Annotated in this window: 1 protein-coding gene; it reads right to left on the bottom strand. The window is 43.4% G+C overall.

All coding sequences use genetic code 11. The annotated features are described in order from the left end of the window. Positions 1 to 1,791, bottom strand: a 1,791-nt coding sequence (locus tag F9856_RS11925) for a hypothetical protein (protein ID WP_202106725.1), incomplete at both ends; no start/stop codon positions are given.

Here is a 1,791-nt window from a genome sequence, read left to right as displayed (position 1 = left end):
TGTGGATTATCGGAAAGGGTTACGATATCCAGATTAACCTTAGGCTCAAAGTCAAGCTGTGGGATAGGCGCATCCTCTACCAACGAGTTCCAATAACTTTCATTCACGCCTCCCAGTTCCGGAGTAAAATCACGATCAAACATGGTTCTTGTAAAGATGGAGCCTAGGGTGAAATATGGCACCAATTTCTTATCATGCTCACTGGGAGCAATACCAAGATCTTCACCATTTTCAGACTTGTAATCTTGGATATAAGGTATATATCCCAGCAGCTTTTTATTAATTTTATCTCCCTCTCCCTGAAATAAACCCATGTCATACGGGAAATATCGTGCCGGTGATGTAGCGTGATCACCGTTGCTTGTTTCTTCGTCCTTATTTACCCAGTTATATTGCTTATTAGTCGGATTCGAAAATTGCGGCAGTACGCCGTCTTGCGGTGTACTTCCGTCCACATTCGGATATTTTTTCTCCATCTCTACCGCTTCATTTTTCATAACTTCCGGCAAGCCAGAGAAGTCGATATTGTCTACGATACCCTTTGCAAAGTTATTTTCTGTGTTTTCGAGCGTTGTTTTCACCAGATTCTTCACTGCATCGAGAGTATTATACACATGTAATGTAATTTCTCTCCAGTTTTTATCTTCTTGGATAATTTGTCCATCTTTTTTTACGATAAACTTAAATTTTAATTTCTGTTGAGGATTTAAAACCGTCCACTCATCATTATTATATCGGAGTGTATTCATAATCTCGTTCATAGCCCCAGCAAAGGTTGTCTGCTGACCACTCGAATTTGCAAAGATCACTTCCACGCCTTCTGGCAATTTCATGACGGTATTTGGCTTATTGACCTTATCATCACTTCCAGCTATATGCGACAAGAACAAACCAAAATTCGTATAAGACTGGTCATTTGGTCCTGCCTGCTCCACAGCCTCACGGATATTGTCCACCACCAACAACGTATTATTTTCTTCCGGCAAATATATCGATGGGGTACCCGGATTTTCCATATTCTTAAACTCAATCTCCGATACAAAGGAGCCCGGTCGTGCCAATGCTACAAGTACACTATCAGACGCCGCATCATCAATAGTAGCCCCTTCAGAAATACTATCTCCACCAAAAACCAGATTTTTTCTATGGTGGAACTTCGTCAGGTCATAGCTTTCCTCAATAGAGGTCGGGGCGGAGGTAAAGTCCGATTCCTGAATAATATATACTTTATCGGTTGCCTGCAATGTACCGTTTGTCGCTTTGTATGCCGCAGCATCTTCAAATTCGCCTGCTCGTTGTGCCGCCTTTGCTATATCCACGGTAACCGGACCGCTAAACTTCTTATACTTATAGGTTCCATCCGTCTTCTTTAGTGCAATGATAGGACTCGGTTCCATATCCTCCCACTTGAAGTTTTGCGTTGTTACGCTGATAGCCGTATATTGTCCCGTACGCTCGGAAATCTCATCTATACCGCTTTGGTTGGCATCTGCTACCCCTGATATCGTTGCAGCTAGCATAACCGTCACTTCTTCCGCTCCTGTAAAGCTTGTCAGCTCTGGACCCAAGTTTCCTACTGCGGTACGGATAGCTGTGATTTGGGCATTGATATCTTCAAGACTGGCATGTTCATCCGCAAAGACTTGGTTGGCTGCTTCTGCTGCTGCTTTGGTTGCATTAGCTGCTGATTGAAGCGAGCTTGTGTCTGCTGTTGACTTAGCTGCTTTACGAAGAGCATCGGCTGACAAGACTTCCGCTTCTGAGATGACTTCTTCGAGAACTTTCTTGGCT

This window comes from Streptococcus suis (genome assembly GCF_016743335.1).
Lineage (GTDB): Bacteria > Bacillota > Bacilli > Lactobacillales > Streptococcaceae > Streptococcus > Streptococcus suis_Y.
The sequence above is the reverse complement of the archived record's forward strand: the minus strand, read 5'-3'. Positions and strand labels throughout refer to the sequence as shown.